Below are 13,048 nucleotides of genomic sequence, written 5' to 3' on the forward strand. Positions count from 1 at the left end.
GCGCACGTCGGGCCCGCGGTACGGGCGGCGCGAAGCTCAGGCCGCGCGGGCAACGCGCAGCACGCGGAAGCCCTTCGCGTTCGCGGCGCGCTCGACGTCGAGCCCGAGCTCCTCGCCGATCCAGCGCTGCAACGACTCGGCGCCGAGGTGCTTCGCGACCACGAGCCAGGCTGCCGCGGCATCGCCCCCGTCGAGGAGGGGCAGCCAGCGCTCGAGGAGCGCGTGCAGCTCGGCCTTGCCGACGCGGATCGGCGGGTTCGACCAGATCGCGGCGAAACGCACCGCGTCGGGAACATCGTCGGGCAGCACGGCGTTGACATTGTGCAGACCGAGTCGTGCGGCGTTCTGCCGCGTAAGTTCGAGCGCGCGTTCGTTGACGTCGACGGCCCACACCGTGGCATCCGGCGACCGGAGCGCGAGCGAGAGCGCGATCGGCCCCCACCCGCAGCCCAGGTCGAGCAGATCGCCCGACGACGGGGGAGCGGGCACGGCGTCGAGGAGCACGCGGGTGCCCTGGTCGAGGTGCTCGGGGCTGAAGACGCCGCCGGCGGTGGTGAGCTCGACCTTGCGACCGGCGAGGGTCGCGCGGATGGTGCGGGTGCGCGAACTGCTCGACGGAGACGCGGAGAAATAGTGGTCGGAACCCATACAGGGAACCTATCGCAGCGATTGGAATAGGCTTGAACGTGATGAATGACGCCGAACAGACCACTGCTGACGACGCCGTCGAGCGGGTGCTGCGCGGCGCCGAGACGAAGGCCGGGCTGACGCGCTTCGGCTCGGGGTCCGCCGAGGCGCTGATGGAGCAGGGCTCCGACGCCGCAGCAGGTGCAGAGACCGACGGCGAGCAGTTCGAGCGCGAGGAGCGTGCGGCGCTCCGCCGTGTCGCCGGGCTCTCGACCGAGCTCGAGGACGTCACCGAGGTCGAGTACCGGCAGCTCCGCCTCGAGAACGTCGTGCTCATCGGCGTCTACTCGCAGGGCTCCCTCGACGACGCCGAGAACTCGCTGCGCGAACTCTCGGCCCTCGCCGAGACGGCGGGCGCGCGCGTGCTCGACGGCGTGCTGCAGCGCCGTCCGCACCCCGACCCGTCGACCTACCTCGGCCGCGGCAAGGTCGAGGAGCTGCGGCACATCGTCGCCTCGCTCGGCGCCGACACCGTCGTGGCCGACACCGAGCTCGCGCCGAGCCAGCGGCGTGCGCTGGAGGACGCGGTCAAGGTGAAGGTGATCGACCGCACGGCCGTCATCCTCGACATCTTCAGCCAGCACGCGAAGAGCCGCGAGGGCAAGGCGCAGGTCGAGCTCGCGCAGCTCGAGTACCTCCTGCCGCGCCTGCGCGGCTGGGGCGAGTCGATGTCGCGACAGGCCGGTGGTCAGGTCGGGAGCGGCGGCGCGGGCATGGGCTCCCGCGGCCCCGGTGAGACGAAGATCGAGCTCGACCGTCGCCGCATCCACTCCCGCATGGCGAAGCTGCGCAAGCAGATCGCGGGCATGAAGCCGGCGCGCGACGCGAAGCGCGCGAACCGTCGGCGCAACGCCATCCCCTCGGTCGCCATCGCCGGGTACACGAACGCCGGCAAGTCGAGCCTCTTGAACCGCATCACGGGCGCAGGGCTCCTCGTCGAGAACGCCCTGTTCGCGACCCTCGACGCCACCGTGCGCCGCAACACGACCGCCGACGGGCGCGTCTACACGCTGGCCGACACCGTCGGCTTCGTGCGCAACCTCCCGCACCAGCTCGTCGAGGCGTTCCGCTCGACCCTCGAGGAGGTCGGCGACTCCGACCTCATCGTGCACGTCGTCGACGCGGCCCACCCCGACCCGGCCGGGCAGATCGCCACGGTGCGCGACGTCATCGGCGAGGTCGGGGCACGTGACATCCCCGAGCTGATCGTCTTCAACAAGGCCGACCTCGTGACGCCCGAAGACCGGCTGGTGCTGCGCGGGCTCGAGCCCGGCGCCGTGTTCGCCTCGGCGCGCACGGGGGAGGGCATCGACGAGGTGCTCGCCGCGATCACGCGCATGCTGCCCGACCCGGCGGTCGAGATCGACCTCGTGGTGCCGTACGACCGGGGCGACGTCGTGTCGACGCTGCACGAGTCCGGCCGGGTGCTCTCGGTCGACTACCTCGAGGACGGCACCCGCGTGCGTGCGATGGTGTCGCCCGAGCTCTCCGCGCAGCTGGCCGTCTTCACGGCTCCCGTCGACGCCTGAGGCGCCCGCGACCGCGGCGCGGCCGTCGGCGCGAGCCCGCATCGGTGCCGCCTGGGACGCCTCGCGTCACCCGGCGTCACCTCGCGTCATAGAGGCCCGGCAGGCCTGATCCGCGCGTATCGTCGCTCCTGATCGTCGGTGCACGGCCGGATGCCGGGCACCAGGAGCGACCGCCGAGCCCGGCACCCGCCCGCGAGACCCACCCGCCGATTCCGGCCGGGGGACGCGGCCTGCCGCGCTTCCGCCGCATCGGCTGCGCCACGCAGGAGTCCCATGGCAGCCACCGGTTCCGACCTCCGGGATGCGGACTGTCGGCCGCGCCCGCCCGTCTCGTTCGAGCTGTTCCCACCTCGATCGGATGCCGCGGCGCTCGCGCTCGGCCGCACGATCGACCGGCTCGCCGAGGCCGACCCCGCATTCATCTCGGTGACGTTCGGCGCGGGCGGCTCGTCGCGCGACCGCTCGCTGACGGTGCTCCGCTACATGCTCGAGCACACCGCGGTCGAGCCGATGGCGCACCTCACCTGCGTCGGCTCCTCGCACGCGGAGGCGAACCGGCTCGTGCGCGAGTTCCTCGACGCCGGGGTGACGAGCTTCCTCGCCCTCCGCGGCGACCCGCCGGAGGGGGCCGGCCCCGACGCGGGCATCGGCGACCTCGGCAGCGCCGCCGAACTGGTGCAGCTCATCCACCGCGTGCAGGAGGAGCGAGAGCCGTTCGCCCAGGTCGGCGTGCCGGGGGTGCCCGGTGCGTCGCGCATCCGCGAGCGGCCCCGGCCCGAGCGCGTCGCGGTCGCGGCGTTCCCCACGGGGCATCCGCGCTCGCGGAGCGCCCACCAGGACGTCGACGCCCTGCTCGCGAAGGAGATCGCCGGAGCGACCCTCGCGATCACGCAGCTGTTCTGGCACGCCGACGACTACCTCGGCTACGTCGAGCGCGCCCGCGCGGCCGGCGTCACCATTCCGATCCTGCCGGGCATCATGCCCGTCACGACGCCGGCCAGGCTCGCCCGTCTCGCCGAGCTCACCGGGGTCGAGGCCCCGGCCGAGCTCGCCATCGACCTCGAGATCGAGCCCGATCCCGAGGCGCAGGCCGAGCTCGGCGTCGCGTACGCCGCGAAGCTCGCCGACAGGGTGCTCGCGGGCGGCGCGCCCGGCCTGCACCTCTACACCTTCAACCGTCACGAGGCCGTGCTGGGCGTGCTCGCCCGGCTCGACCTCGGAGTCCCATCACAGCTCGTCAATGAGAGGAACACCGCACGATGACCGCACCCGCCTTCCCCACCGGCACGATCCTGGGGTACCCCCGGATCGGCCGCCGCCGTGAGCTCAAGCGCGCCGTCGAGGCGTTCTGGGCCGGCACGATCGACGCCGGCGAGCTCGAGGCGCGCGCCGCCGAGCTCCGCGCCGCGACCCGCGAGCGCCTCGCCGCGCAGGGCCTCGACCGCGCCGGCTCCGCCATCCCCGAGTCGTTCTCCTTCTACGACCAGGTCCTCGACGCGGCGGTCGCCGTCGGCGCGGTGCCGACGCGCTTCGCCCGCTTCCTCGGCGACGACGGCAGCGTCGACCTCGGCGCCTACTTCACCATCGCCCGTGGCGTCGGCGACGACGCCCCGCTCGAGATGACGAAGTGGTTCGACTCGAACTACCACTACCTCGTGCCCGAGATCGGCCCCGACACCGACTTCTCGCTGCACGCCGAGCGCATCCTCGCCGAGTTCGCCGAGGCGAAGGCGCAGGGCTTCCTCACGCGTCCCGTGGTCGTCGGCCCCGTCACGTTCCTCCTCCTCGCGAAGTCCGCCGACGACGCGCCCGAGGGCTTCCGGCCGATCGACCGCCTCGGCGAGCTCGTGCCGGTCTACGGCGAGCTCCTCGCCGAGCTCGCCCGTGCGGGCGCCGAGTGGGTGCAGCTCGACGAGCCCGCCCTCGTCAGCGAGTCGATCGACGAGCCGCGCGCCCGCGTGCTCGAGTCGGCCGCCGCGGCCTACGATGCGCTCGGTGCGCAGGACGAGCGCCCGGCGATCTTCGTCGCAGCCCCGTACGGCTCGCTCGACGACGCGCTGCCGGTGCTCGCGGCGACCCCCGTCGAGGCGATCTCCCTCGACCTCGTCCGCGGATCGCTGCCCGAGGGCCTCGACCCCGCCACCGCCGAGTCGCTCGCCGCGAAGACGCTCGTGGCGGGCGTGGTCGACGGGCACAACATCTGGCGCGGCGACCTCGCAGCGGCATACGAGCGGGTCGCCGCGGTGCAGCACCTCTCGGGCAGCGTGGCGGTCTCAACCTCGACCTCCCTCCTGCACGTGCCGCACGACGTCGATGACGAGCAGGCGCTCGACGCCCGCCTCGTCTTCTGGCTCGCCTTCGCCGACCAGAAGGTCGCGCAGGTGGCGACCCTCGCCCGCGGCCTCGCCGACGGGCGCGACGCGATCGCGGTCGAGCTCGACGAGGCGTCCGCCGCGCTCGCCGACCGCAGCGCCGCGCCCGGCGTGCGCGTGCCCGCGGTGCGCGACCGTCTCGCCGCGCTCGCCGACGCCGACTTCGAGCGCGGCGACTACGCCGCGCGCGTCGCAGCCCAGGCCGAGCTCGAGCTGCCCGAGCTGCCGACCACGACGATCGGCTCGTTCCCGCAGACGAGCGACATCCGACGTGCCCGCGCCCGCCTCGGCAAGGGCGAGCTCGACGCCGACGGCTACGCGCAGCTCATGCGCGAGGAGATCGAGCGCGTCGTGCGACTCCAGGAGGAGATCGGCCTCGACGTGCTCGTGCACGGCGAGCCCGAGCGCAACGACATGGTGCAGTACTTCGCCGAGCTGCTCGACGGGTTCGCCGTCACCGAGCACGGCTGGGTGCAGTCGTACGGGTCGCGCTGCACGCGCCCCTCGATCCTCTGGGGGGATGTCTCGCGTCCCGCACCGATGACGGTCGAATGGTCGGCGTACGCGCAGTCGCTGACGGAGAAGCCCGTCAAGGGGATGCTCACGGGCCCGGTGACGATCCTCGCCTGGTCGTTCGTGCGCGACGACCAGCCGCTCGGCGACACCGCTCGCCAGGTGGCGCTCGCGCTGCGCGATGAGATCGCCGACCTCGAGTCGGCCGGCATCAAGGTGATCCAGGTCGACGAGCCCGCGCTCCGCGAGCTCCTGCCGCTGAAGCTCGCCGACCAGCCGGCCTACCTCGACTGGTCGGTCGGCTCGTTCAAGCTCGCGACCGCGGGCGCGGCGGCGGCGACGCAGGTGCACACGCACCTCTGCTACTCGGAGTTCGGCGTCGTCATCGACGCGATCAAGAACCTCGACGCCGACGTGACCTCGATCGAGGCGGCGCGCAGCCGCATGGAGGTCGTCGACGACCTCTCGACGAGCGGCTTCGATCACGGCATCGGCCCGGGCGTCTACGACATCCACTCGCCGCGCGTGCCGTCGACGGCCGAGGTGCAGGCGCTCCTCGAGCGCGCGGTCGCCGAGATCCCGGCGTCGCGGCTCTGGGTGAACCCCGACTGCGGCTTGAAGACCCGCGGCTACGACGAGACGGTCGCCTCGCTCGAGAACATCCTCGAGGCGACGCGCGCCGTGCGCGCCGAGCTCGAGGCGCGCACCGAGCCGGCGCTCGCGGGCTAGTCGACCGACGAGCGAAGGGGCGGATGCCGCGTGCTGCGCGGCATCCGCCCCTTCGACGTCTCCGTGGGACGCGCGCGGGTGTTCGTGCGGCCGGCCCGCGCCGACCCGTGGTGAGCGTCAGACGGCGCGCAGCACCGAGACGACCTTGCCGAGCACCTCGGCGTGGTCGCCGACGATCGGCTCGAACGCACTGTTGCGGGGGAGCAGCCAGGTGTGGCCGTCGCGCTGGCGGAAGACCTTGACGGTCGCCTCGCCGTCGAGCATGGCTGCCACGATCTCGCCGTTCTCGGCGGTGCGCTGCGAGCGCACGACGACCCAGTCGCCGTCGCAGATGGCGGCGTCGATCATCGAGTCGCCGACGACCTTGAGGATGAAGAGCTCGCCCTTGCCGACGAGCTGGCGGGGGAGCGGGAAGACCTCTTCGACCTGCTGCTCGGCGGTGATCGGCACGCCGGCGGCGATCCGGCCGACGAGCGGCACCATCGCGGCGTCGCCGACGGGCGTGGCCTCGCCCGCGGCGGGGGTGCGCTCCTCGAGGCCCGGCACCTCGATGAGGATCTCGAGCGCGCGGGGGCGGTTGGGGTCGCGTCGCAGGTAGCCGGCGAGCTCGAGCTGGTTGAGCTGGTGCGTGACGCTCGAGAGCGAGGAGAGCCCGACCGCGTCGCCGATCTCGCGCATGCTCGGCGGATAGCCGCGGCTCGCGACCGAGCGCTGCACGACCTCGAGGATGGCGAGCTGCTTGGCGCTCAGGCTCTTGCGTCGACGCGCCTTCCCGATCTCACGCACGTCGTTGTCGCTCACGGTCTCCGCCCCTCGTTGCGATCGCCTCGCGATCGGATGTCGGTGGTGTCTGTTGCACTGTGTCCAGACATTCGAAACTGTATCCGCCTCGCAGGGGTGCGGCAAACATTCGTTCGAGTGTGTCGGGGTATTCGTGCACGAGAACGTGGGTGTCCGGGTGCTTGCCTTCGAATTCATTCGAAGATATATTCGGAACATAGATTCGCATTCGGCCCTCCCGGCCGAGGGCCGGATGCGATTCACTCAGGAGGTGTGAGATGAGCGCAGCGATCATGACCGGCGGCTACGGCCCGGTGCAGTCCCGCCCGATGCCGCTCCGCGAGCCCGAACGCACCGTTCGGGCGACCGCGGCCGCCGAGGGTGCTGCGGTCCGCACGCGCCTGCGGCTGACCTCCCGCGGCCGGTTCGTCTTCACGACGCTCGCCGCACTCCCGCTCGTCGTCTGGGCGTTCGCGCTCGTCCTGGGTGCGGGCGGCGCGGCCGCCGACGTCGCCGGGGCGGGCGCAGGGGCGGCGCTCGAGTACGTCACCGTCGAGGTGGGCGGCTCCCTCTGGGAGATCGCCGAGTCGGTCGCCCCCACCGCCGACCCGCGCGACACGATCGCCGAGATCCTCCGACTCAACGGGCTCGACGAGGCCACGATCGTCCCCGGCCAGCGACTCGCCGTCCCGGCGGGCGAGTGATCGCGACCCCGGGTCACACGGGGTCGCACGGGCCGACCGCCTGCGCCCGCGTGGCTAGCATGGTTCGGTGACGAGTCTCGAAGACCTCCCCATCCGTGACGACCTCAGAGGGCGTTCGCCGTACGGCGCTCCGCAGAAGTCCGTCCCCGTGGCGCTCAACGTCAACGAGAACACGCATCCGATCCCCGAAGACGTCGCCCACGACATCGTGGCCCGCGTCGCGGCGGCGATCCTCCGGCTGAACCGCTATCCCGATCGCGAGTTCACCGAGCTGCGCGAGGCGCTCGCCGGCTACCTCGGCCACGGGCTCACGCCCGACCACATCTGGGCCGCGAACGGGTCGAACGAGGTGCTCCAGCACCTGCTCCAGGCCTTCGGCGGCCCGGGCCGACGCGCGCTCGGCTTCGACCCGACCTACTCGATGTACGGGCTGCTCGCCTCGGGCACCGGCACCGAGTGGATCGCCGCGCCTCGCGACGAGGAGTTCGAACTCACGCCCGAGACCGCGGTCGCCGCCGTGCACGAGCACGACCCCGACCTCGTGCTGCTCTGCGCGCCGAACAACCCGACGGGCACCCCGCTCGACCTCGACACGATCCGGGCGGTCGCCGACGCCGCCCGGGGCATCGTCATCGTCGACGAGGCGTACTTCGAGTTCGCCGACCCCGGAACGCCGAGCGCCCTCACCCTGCTCGAAGGGCGGCCGCGCCTCGTCGTCTCGCGCACGATGAGCAAGGCGTTCGCCTTCGCGGGCGCCCGGGTCGGCTACCTCGCCGGCGATCCGGTGACGATCGATGCACTGCGCCTCGTCCGGCTGCCGTACCACCTCTCCGCGCTCACCCAGGCCGCCGCCCTCGGCGCCCTCGCCCACTCGGGTGAGATGCTCGCGATGGTCGACGAGATCCGCGGCCAGCGCGAGCGCATCTCGGTCGAGCTCGCGCGGCTCGGCTTCGCGCCGCACCGCAGCGGTTCGAACTTCGTGCTCTTCGGCGGCGTCGACGACCCGCACGCGGTCTTCGAGGCGCTCCTCGCGCGGGGCATCCTCATTCGCGAACTCGGCATCCCGGGGCACCTGCGCGTGACCGCGGGCACCGAAGCCGAGACCACCGCGTTCCTCGAGGCGATCGCCGTGTTCGCCCCGAACCGGGCGGCGGGCGCCGCCGAGAATAGGATCGACGCATGAGCGGCCAGACCCACAACCGCGCGGTGCGCGTGCAGCGCGAGACCAGCGAGTCGAGCATCGACCTCTCGATCGACCTCGACGGCACCGGTGCGAGCGACATCGAGACCGGCGTGCCGTTCTACGACCACCTGCTGACGGCGTTCGCGAAGCACTCGCTCACCGACCTCACCGTGCGCGCCTCGGGCGACGTCCACATCGACGTGCACCACACCGTCGAGGACACGGGCATCGTCCTCGGCCAGGCGATCCGGCAGGCACTCGGCGACAAGCGCGGCATCTCGCGGTACGGCGACGCACTCGTGCCCCTCGACGAGGCGCTCGCGCAGGCCGTCGTCGACATCTCTGGTCGTCCCTACCTCGTGCACACGGGCGAGCCCGCCGGCTTCGAGTTCCACCTCATCGGCGGCCACTTCACGGGGTCGATGGTGCGCCACGTCTTCGAGGCGATCACGTACAACGCGGGGCTCACCGTGCACGTCAACGTGCTCGGCGGCCGCGACCCGCACCACATCGCCGAGGCCGAGTTCAAGGCGTTCGCGCGCGCGTTCCGCCAGGCGAAGGCGTTCGACCCGCTCGTCACCGGCATCCCGTCGACGAAGGGCGCGCTGTGAGGGGCACCCGTCGCGTCGTCGTGCTCGACTACGGCTCGGGCAACGTGCACTCGGCCGCGAAGGCGCTCGAGGCCGCGGGCGCCGAGGTCGAGGTCACGTCCGACCGCCGCGCGGCGAGCGAGGCCGACGGATTGCTCGTGCCGGGCGTCGGCGCGTTCAAGGCCGTCATGGAGCAGCTTCGCGCGGTGCGCGGCGACGAGATCATCGATCGGCGCCTCGCGGGCGGCCGTCCGGTGCTCGGCATCTGCGTCGGCATGCAGGTGCTCTTCGAGCACGGCGTCGAGCGCGGCGTCGACACCGAGGGGCTCGGCGAGTGGCCGGGCAGCGTCACCGAGCTCCCGGCCGCGGTGCTGCCGCACATGGGCTGGAACACGGTGACGCCCGACGCGGGCTCGGTGCTGTTCGACGGCATCGAGGACGAGCGCTTCTACTTCGTGCACTCCTTCGCGGCGCAGGAGTGGCACCTCGACGTGATCCCGCCCTTCCCGGGACCCAAGCTGACCTGGGCCGAGCACGGCGGCTCCTTCCTCGCCGCGGTCGAGAACGGCCCGCTCTCGGCGACCCAGTTCCACCCCGAGAAGTCCGCCGAGGCCGGCATCCGGCTGCTGTCCAACTGGATCGGCACCCTCGGCTGACGACCCGCCGAGACCAGGCCCGTCACGAACACGTCGCTCGAGCGGGAGGCGACTAAGATTCTGTGACTGTGCCGACCGTCGATTTCCCGGCGGCATTCCGCGAACGAGGACAGTGATGAGTGAGTTCAACAAGACCCCCGGCCTCGTGCTGCTTCCGGCAGTCGACGTGGCCGGCGGCAAGGCCGTCCGCCTGACGAAGGGCGAAGCCGGCACCGAGACGAACTACGGCGACCCGGTCGACGCGGCCGTCGACTGGGCCGACCAGGGTGCCGAGTGGATCCACCTCGTCGACCTCGACGCGGCTTTCGGTCGCGGGTCGAACGGCGGCATCCTGAAGAAGGTCATCCGTCAAGTGCGCGGCGTGAACGTCGAGCTCTCGGGCGGCATCCGCGACGACGAGTCGCTCGAGCACGCACTCGAGATCGGTGCGAAGCGCATCAACCTCGGTACGGCGGCGCTCGAGAACCCCGAGTGGGCCGCCTCGGTCATCGCCCAGTACGGCGAGGCGATCGCGGTCGGCCTCGACGTGCGCGGCACCACGCTCGCCGCCCGCGGCTGGACGAAGGACGGCGGCGACCTCTGGCAGGTCATGGACCGCCTCGAGGAGGCGGGCGCCGCCCGCTACGTCGTCACCGACGTCACGAAGGACGGCACGCTCCAGGGCCCGAACCTCGAGCTGCTCCGCCAGGTCATGGAGCGCACCGAGCGGCCGGTCGTCGCCTCCGGCGGCATCTCGAGCCTCGACGACATCGTGGCGCTGCGCGAGCTCGTGCCGCTCGGCCTCGAGGGCACGATCGTCGGCAAGGCCCTCTACGCCGGCGCGTTCACGCTGGCCGAGGCGCTGGATGTCGCCTCACGCTGACGACCGGGCGGGCGCGCACGGGGATGCCACGGCGCCCCGGCCGCCCGCCGCGGACTCCGCGGGCGTGCCGTGGGCGGGGCGCTCGTTCGAGGCGAACCCGCACGCCGCCGACGACGGCAGCGCTCCGGCCGGGCTCGCGGCGGCGATCGAGCGGTTCCGCGCGGGCGAGGGCGGTCAGGCCGATGTCGTCCGAGCGTTCGCCGGCTCGCGCCTGCTGATCCCGCTGCTCGCCGAGCTCGGCGACGGCGGCACCGAGACGGGCGCGCACGGGCTCGCGGTCGACAAGAGCCAGGAGCTCTCGATCGTCACCGTCGCCGGTCCCGACGGGCGTGCGGTGCTGCCGGTGTTCTCCTCGGTCGAGGCGATGTCGCGATGGAATCCGGTCGCGCGGCCGGTGCCGGCCGACGGAGTGCGCGTCGCGCTCGCGGCCGCCGACGACGGCACCGAGCTCGTCGTGCTCGACCCCGGGTCGCCCGGCGAGTTCGTACTGCGGCGTCCCGCCGTCTGGGCGGTCGCGCAGTCGCTGCCGTGGCTGCCTCCGTTCGAGTCCGAGGCCGTGCGCGACGCGTTCGCGCGCGCGGCCGAGCGCGAGCTCTCGGTGCTCGGGGTGACGCTCCTGGCGGGCGACCCCGAAGCGAGGCTCGCCGGCCCCGAGCTGATCGTGCGCCTCGAGCTCGTCGCCGGCCTCAGCCGCGAGGCGCTCGACGCGACGACCACCCGGCTGGCGCACCGCTGGGCGGCCGACGAGGCGATCGCCACGGGCGTGGACTCGCTCGCGGTGAAACTCGTCGCCGCGGCATCCGACGCCTGAGCCCGACGCGAGCCCGACGCGTTCCCGGGTCGCGCCGTGCGCGGCGACCCCGTTCTGGTGGCTTGCCGCCCGACCGGCCGGGGGAGCATGATCGGAGGGCGCGACGGCGCGGAATCAGGTGCGGCCATGACCGATCAGCCCGGCACGGAACGACGAGACGACGGCGGCGACCGCCGCGACGACGACGGCTACGGCGCCGCACTCGACCGCGCCGTGCTGCACGCGCGCGCGTGGCTCGACGGCGTGCGCGAGCGCGCCGTCCCGCCCCGCGCGACGACCGAGGAGATGCTCGACCGGCTCGGCCGCGAGCTGCCCGAGCACGGTGAGCCTGCGGCGGCCGTGATCGACCACCTCGCCGTCGCAGCCGAGCCCGGGCTCATCGCGATCGGCTCGCCGCGCTTCTACGGCTGGGTGATCGGCGGCACGCAGCCCGCGGCGCTCGCCGCCGACTGGCTCGTGTCGAGCTGGGACCAGAACACCGGGCTGCGCACGATCACGCCGGCGGCGGCCGCGGCGGAGGAACTCGCGGGCATGTGGCTCGTCGACCTGCTCGGGCTGCCGCGGGGGAGCGAGGTCGGCTTCACCACCGGGGCGACGATGGCCCAGTTCACCTGCATGGCCGCGGCGCGCGACGAGGTGCTCGCCCGGGTCGGCTGGGACGTCGCGGAGGACGGGCTCGCGGGCGCACCGCGCATCCGGTACCTCGCCGGCGAGGAGCGGCACGGCACGGTCGACCTCGCCGCTCGCTACCTCGGGCTCGGGGCGCCGATCGTCGTGCCGAGCGACGTCGAGGGGCGCATCCGCGTCGATGCGCTCCGCGAGGCGCTCGCCGCGGGCGAGGGCCCGGCGATCGTGCTGCTCCAGGCCGGCAACATCCACTCGGGCGCCTTCGACGACTTCGGCGACGCGATCGCCGCCGCGCACGAGGCGGGCGCCTGGGTGCACGTCGACGGCGCGTTCGGGCTCTGGGCCGCGGCGTCGCCGAACCTCCGGCATCTCGCGGACGGCATGGCGGATGCCGACTCGTGGTCGACCGACGCGCACAAGACGCTCAACGTGCCCTACGACTCGGGCCTCGCGATCGTGCGCGACGGCCGCGCCATGCACCGCGCGCTCAGCATGCACGCGAGCTACCTGCAGGCGACCGAGGTCGGCGCCGACCCGCACGAGCGCGTGCCCGAGCTCTCGCGGCGGGCGCGCGGCGTGCCGGTCTGGGCGGTGCTCCGCGCGCTCGGCCGTTCGGGCGTCGCCGAGCTCGTCGACGGACTGGCGGCCGCGGCCGAGGGCCTCGCCGACGGCGTCGGGCGCCTGCCCGGCGTCGAGGTGCTGAACGAGGTCGTCTTCACCCAGGTCTGCATCGCGCTCGCCGACGACGCCGCGACCGCGGCGCTCAGCGAGCGGCTCTGGGCCGAGGGCGAGGTGCTCGCGATGACGTCGCGCTGGCACGATCGCGCCGTCGTGCGCTTCTCGGTGAGCAACTGGCGCACGGATGCCGCGGAGGTGCGCCGCACGGTCGACGCCGTCGCGCGTGCGCTCGCCGCAGCCGCGTCCGACTGAGCACGCACCGCCGCCGCGACCGCTGTCTGAGCACGCACCGCCGCCGCGACCGCCGTCCCCGCGGGGCCGGTGCGG

The 13,048-nt window shown here is 73.2% G+C and carries 12 protein-coding genes; 10 read left to right on the forward strand and 2 right to left on the reverse strand.

Going from position 1 to position 13,048, the window contains the following annotated elements:
• Nucleotides 1-36 precede the first annotated feature (36 nt).
• On the reverse strand, nucleotides 37-648 hold the full coding sequence (locus ACFVTH_RS18985; protein WP_387094440.1) for a class I SAM-dependent methyltransferase: 612 nt from the start codon (nucleotides 646-648) through the stop codon (nucleotides 37-39).
• A gap of 41 nt (nucleotides 649-689) precedes the next feature.
• Between ACFVTH_RS18985 and hflX the strand changes: the two genes are divergently transcribed.
• The 3 genes from hflX (at nucleotide 690) to metE (ending at nucleotide 5,830) form a co-directional block, all read left to right on the forward strand.
• On the forward strand, nucleotides 690-2,216 hold the full coding sequence (hflX, locus tag ACFVTH_RS18990; RefSeq protein ID WP_387094444.1) for a GTPase HflX: 1,527 nt from the start codon (nucleotides 690-692) through the stop codon (nucleotides 2,214-2,216).
• A gap of 273 nt (nucleotides 2,217-2,489) precedes the next feature.
• Nucleotides 2,490-3,479: a methylenetetrahydrofolate reductase gene (locus ACFVTH_RS18995; RefSeq protein WP_387094447.1), complete on the forward strand. Its 990-nt coding sequence runs from the start codon at nucleotides 2,490-2,492 to the stop codon at nucleotides 3,477-3,479.
• Nucleotides 3,476-5,830, forward strand: coding sequence for a 5-methyltetrahydropteroyltriglutamate--homocysteine S-methyltransferase (gene metE / locus ACFVTH_RS19000; protein WP_387094450.1), 2,355 nt, complete (start codon nucleotides 3,476-3,478; stop codon nucleotides 5,828-5,830). The genes ACFVTH_RS18995 and metE overlap by 4 nt, the downstream gene beginning before the upstream one ends.
• Nucleotides 5,831-5,947: 117 nt before the next feature.
• On the opposite strand, the gene lexA is transcribed toward metE, so the two are convergent.
• A complete protein-coding gene (gene lexA / locus ACFVTH_RS19005) occupies nucleotides 5,948-6,631 on the reverse strand; it encodes a transcriptional repressor LexA (RefSeq protein ID WP_387094453.1) in 684 nt (227 codons plus the stop codon).
• A gap of 257 nt (nucleotides 6,632-6,888) precedes the next feature.
• On the opposite strand from lexA, the gene ACFVTH_RS19010 reads away from it, so the two are divergent.
• The 7 genes from ACFVTH_RS19010 to ACFVTH_RS19040 all read left to right on the forward strand — a co-directional run bounded on the left by ACFVTH_RS19010 (nucleotide 6,889) and on the right by ACFVTH_RS19040 (nucleotide 12,973).
• Complete coding sequence (locus ACFVTH_RS19010) at nucleotides 6,889-7,314, forward strand: LysM peptidoglycan-binding domain-containing protein (protein WP_387094456.1); 426 nt, start codon at nucleotides 6,889-6,891, stop codon at nucleotides 7,312-7,314.
• Nucleotides 7,315-7,381: 67 nt separating this feature from the next.
• Complete coding sequence (locus ACFVTH_RS19015; protein WP_387094459.1) at nucleotides 7,382-8,497, forward strand: histidinol-phosphate transaminase; 1,116 nt, start codon at nucleotides 7,382-7,384, stop codon at nucleotides 8,495-8,497.
• Complete coding sequence (gene hisB, locus ACFVTH_RS19020; protein ID WP_387094462.1) at nucleotides 8,494-9,108, forward strand: imidazoleglycerol-phosphate dehydratase HisB; 615 nt, start codon at nucleotides 8,494-8,496, stop codon at nucleotides 9,106-9,108. The genes ACFVTH_RS19015 and hisB overlap by 4 nt, the downstream gene beginning before the upstream one ends.
• The gene (hisH, locus tag ACFVTH_RS19025; RefSeq protein WP_387094465.1) at nucleotides 9,105-9,743 is read left to right on the forward strand and encodes an imidazole glycerol phosphate synthase subunit HisH; all 639 of its coding nucleotides are present in this window, start codon (nucleotides 9,105-9,107) and stop codon (nucleotides 9,741-9,743) included. Before hisB ends, hisH begins: the two co-directional genes overlap by 4 nt.
• A 115-nt stretch (nucleotides 9,744-9,858) precedes the next feature.
• Nucleotides 9,859-10,605 carry a bifunctional 1-(5-phosphoribosyl)-5-((5-phosphoribosylamino)methylideneamino)imidazole-4-carboxamide isomerase/phosphoribosylanthranilate isomerase PriA gene (gene priA / locus ACFVTH_RS19030; protein WP_387094468.1) on the forward strand — a complete coding sequence of 249 codons (747 nt, stop codon included), beginning with the start codon at nucleotides 9,859-9,861 and terminating at the stop codon, nucleotides 10,603-10,605.
• Complete coding sequence (locus ACFVTH_RS19035) at nucleotides 10,589-11,416, forward strand: SseB family protein (RefSeq protein WP_387094471.1); 828 nt, start codon at nucleotides 10,589-10,591, stop codon at nucleotides 11,414-11,416. Before priA ends, ACFVTH_RS19035 begins: the two co-directional genes overlap by 17 nt.
• Before the next feature lie 126 nt (nucleotides 11,417-11,542).
• On the forward strand, nucleotides 11,543-12,973 hold the full coding sequence (locus ACFVTH_RS19040; protein WP_387094474.1) for a pyridoxal phosphate-dependent decarboxylase family protein: 1,431 nt from the start codon (nucleotides 11,543-11,545) through the stop codon (nucleotides 12,971-12,973).
• Nucleotides 12,974-13,048 lie beyond the last annotated feature (75 nt).

Origin of the sequence: Agromyces sp. NPDC058104 (assembly GCF_042884835.1) — a bacterium.
Taxonomy (GTDB): domain Bacteria; phylum Actinomycetota; class Actinomycetes; order Actinomycetales; family Microbacteriaceae; genus Agromyces.